Raw genomic sequence first — 1,176 nt, 5'->3', positions numbered from 1 at the left:
TTAGAGAATACAGATAATAATTTAGCAAGCAACACACAAACAAACACTCAAGATTCTACAAACAATTATTCACAAAATAAAGATTGTATAGAATCTGGAATCTATTATGTGAAAAATATTCATTTACCAAAAGAAACTCGTTTTATTGATGGCTTTTTTACAAACTCTTGGAACTTAGGAGATAAATATTTTCAACTCTATCAAACCAAAGATTCCACAAAACCAATCAATGATGATTTTATCACTACTACTCATTACACAATTCACGGAGGAAGTAGCTATGGAGATAAGTGGCTGGAATAATGCTAAAGGACACATAACATTATGGGATAATGATGAGAAACGATTTTTAGATGATTCTAATTATTTGCTTGATACAAGAAGCAATGTGATTGTTAGGCAATTTTACTTTTGGGAGATTGAATAGTGAGAAAATATGTCTTGATATTAATACTTCTTATTTGCTATACACAAGCTAATACATTTGATAAAGAAGTTGCCTTAGCAAAAGATTATAGCTTGGCGTATTGCTTAAGTAATTTTAGCCAAACTACGCCATCTAACGATATAGCGGTAGCACAGAGTATGTATTTCCAAACAATGACAATAGGACAAAAAGCATATAAAAAAATACACCATTACATTAAAACTATATGTCCAGCAACCACATTTATGATATAAACCCAGATAATCCTAGAGAAAATGAACCTGTGTATTTTATAATGTGTCTTGAGATGTATCATTCTAAAGAGTTTCATACCGCAATAGAAAAGATAGTGAAAGGCATAATTCACCAATAATGTGTATTATTTGTAAGCAATACGTTTAGCGTGAATAACATATGTGATAATAAAAGCACCAACAACACACGCCAAAGCATACTTTTTATGTTATAATAGCACCACTCTTACGACACATAACATAGCCCTAAGGAAAACATATGTCCTCTTATATGCAACTTAGTATTTCTGTCCCCCACCTTTCTGCTCCCTTATATGTTACCATCACCAAAGCCCATATTAAAGAAAGTCTGCAATCTCCCTTTGTTATATCTTGTGAAGGATATATAGAAAGTATCCATAGTGATATCTTGCATGTATTTAGCACGCAAACTAAAACTTCTACTTCTCTAACACACACCCCTAATGTATATGATTCTTCTTTTCATCCAAACTT

General features: G+C 31.8%; 3 protein-coding genes and 1 pseudogene. All 4 read left to right on the top strand.

What is annotated here, in order from left to right; translation table 11 throughout:
* Positions 1–303, top strand: a 303-nt coding sequence (locus B9T66_RS08975; protein WP_180763389.1) for a hypothetical protein, incomplete at its 5' end; no start/stop codon positions are given.
* Complete coding sequence (locus B9T66_RS08970; protein ID WP_180763388.1) at positions 281–427, top strand: hypothetical protein; 147 nt, start codon at positions 281–283, stop codon at positions 425–427. The genes B9T66_RS08975 and B9T66_RS08970, both read left to right, overlap by 23 nt.
* Positions 427–681 carry a hypothetical protein gene (locus B9T66_RS08675; RefSeq protein ID WP_095628557.1) on the top strand — a complete coding sequence of 85 codons (255 nt, stop codon included), beginning with the start codon at positions 427–429 and terminating at the stop codon, positions 679–681. The genes B9T66_RS08970 and B9T66_RS08675 overlap by 1 nt, the downstream gene beginning before the upstream one ends.
* A 259-nt stretch (positions 682–940) precedes the next feature.
* Positions 941–1,176: pseudogene (locus B9T66_RS09060) on the top strand (contractile injection system protein, VgrG/Pvc8 family); the annotation flags it as partial.

The organism is Helicobacter sp. TUL (assembly GCF_002287135.1).
Taxonomy (GTDB): Bacteria; Campylobacterota; Campylobacteria; order Campylobacterales; family Helicobacteraceae; genus Helicobacter_F.
Note: the sequence above shows the minus strand (reverse complement) of the source record. Positions and strands in the feature narration are given on the sequence as shown.